Source organism: Streptomyces sp. MS191, from assembly GCF_008042125.1.
Lineage (GTDB): Bacteria > Actinomycetota > Actinomycetes > Streptomycetales > Streptomycetaceae > Streptomyces.
On the sequence record NZ_RDBI01000081.1, the window covers coordinates 1 to 1,662 of the forward strand.

Here is a 1,662-nt window from a genome sequence, read left to right on the forward strand (position 1 = left end):
CGGGAGGTAGAAGTACGGGCCCTTGCCGAGCTCCACGAGGCGCTTGGCGTTGTGGAAGAAGTACAGGCCGAAGTCGACCAGGGCGCCGGGGGCCCGGGTGTCCGCGTCGGGGCCGGTGGAGCAGGCCGCGAGAGGCAGCAGCGCAAGGGTCAACAGGGTTGCGGCGAGCGGGCGTTGCACGGGAATGCCTCCGTCCGTCGACATGGTCCAGACCTTTATGGCACCCCGTCGCGCGGTACGGCAAGGGGGCGGGTCGGGGTCGTTGTCAGTGGGGTGCGCTTCACTGAATTCGTCACTCTGCGTAACCGACTTCAGGGGGAATCATGACGGACTGCACGGCGTACGTGACGCTCGACGGGCTGCGGGAGCGCGGCTGGACCGACGCGATGGTGCGGGATCTGCTGGGCGAGGCCGACGTCCAGGGCCGTGACCCGCGCCGCTGGTCGCTCGCCCCCGTCCGGCTCTACCGCGTGTCGCGGGTGGAGGCCGTCGAGCGGACACCGGAGTTCACCCGGTGCGCGGCGGACTCGGGGCGCCGGTCGTCGGCGGCGACGGCGGGTGCCGAGAGCCGGCGGCTCGCCGTGCTCGCGGCGATCCGCGCGCAGCCGATCGAGGTGCCCCGGCTGCCCGCGGCGGAGCTGGAACGGCGGGCGGTGCGGCATCGCCGCCTGCTCGGTGCCCGGAGTCCCGGCGGAGCGGCCGGCGGGGCACTGGTCCGCTGGCAGGTGAACTACCTCCGGCACGCGCTGTCCCGGTACGAGACCCTGCTCGACGGGTTGTACGGGGTGACGGGACGCGCGGAGGCCGAGAGGGTCCTGCGCACGCGCCTGTACGAGGCGATCGCCGAGGCGTACCCGGCGCTGGCGGCGGAGTGCCTGCGGCGGATCGGGGCCGAGCGGTGACCCGGGCGACCCGTGGCCGAGGACGGTCGCCGTCGACCGATGAGTTCCCGGTGCCGGGACGGTCTGCCCCGTATGGAGAATTCGACACGCATCGATCTGGGTACGGCCGCCGCGCGGATGGCGCGGCTCGCGGCGGGCATCGACGACGAGCGGCTCGGGGATCCGACCCCGTGTCCGGAGTACGCGGTGCGGGAGGTGCTGGCGCACGTCGCCGGGCTGAGCGTGGCCTTCCGCGACGCCGCCCGCAAGGACCTCGGCCCGACGACCGGCACTCCGCCCGGCACGGAACGGCCGGTGCTGGAGGAGGACTGGCGCACGGAGCTGCCGAAGGCGCTCGACGACCTGGCGGCGGCCTGGCGCGAACCGGCGGCCTGGGACGGGGACACGCAGGCGGGTGGGGTCGAGCTGCCGGCCGCCGTCATGGGCATGGTGGCGCTGAACGAGCTGGTGATCCACGGCTGGGACCTGGCGCGGGCCACGGGCCAGGACTACGCGGTGGAGGACGCGGAACTCGCCTCGTCGCAGGCGCTCCTGACACCGGCCGAGGACGCGCAGGGCGACGACGGCTTCTTCGGCCCGATCGTCCCCGTCCCGGACGACGCACCCCTGCTCGACCGGGTGATCGGTCTGAGCGGCCGTCGGCCGGACTGGCGGCCCCCGGCGTCCTGACGCGCGGGGCGGGGCGGTGGACCGCCCCGCCCGGCTCACCAGGGGGTCATGTAGTCCCGGTCGATCCACTCCGCGAACGACACCGGCCCGC

At 74.4% G+C, this 1,662-nt stretch carries 2 protein-coding genes and 1 pseudogene; 2 read left to right on the forward strand and 1 reads right to left on the reverse strand.

All coding sequences use genetic code 11. From position 1 onward, the window contains the following. Nucleotides 1–99 (reverse strand): annotated as a pseudogene (locus EAO71_RS34130) (hypothetical protein); the annotation flags it as partial. Between the two features lie 224 nt (nt 100–323). On the opposite strand from EAO71_RS34130, the gene EAO71_RS34135 reads away from it, so the two are divergent. Further along, nucleotides 324–902, forward strand: a complete 579-nt coding sequence (locus tag EAO71_RS34135) for a hypothetical protein (RefSeq protein WP_147981705.1) — start codon at nt 324–326, stop codon at nt 900–902. Between the two features lie 72 nt (nt 903–974). Next, on the forward strand, nt 975–1,571 hold the full coding sequence (locus EAO71_RS34140; RefSeq protein WP_147981706.1) for a TIGR03086 family metal-binding protein: 597 nt from the start codon (nt 975–977) through the stop codon (nt 1,569–1,571). The last annotated feature ends 91 nt before the right edge of the window (nt 1,572–1,662 follow it).

Coding starts and splice junctions, on each gene's coding strand:
- EAO71_RS34135 (WP_147981705.1), top strand. CDS start 324: ATGACGGACTGCACGGCGTACGTGACGCTCGACGGGCTGCGGGAGCGC.
- EAO71_RS34140 (WP_147981706.1), top strand. CDS start 975: ATGGAGAATTCGACACGCATCGATCTGGGTACGGCCGCCGCGCGGATG.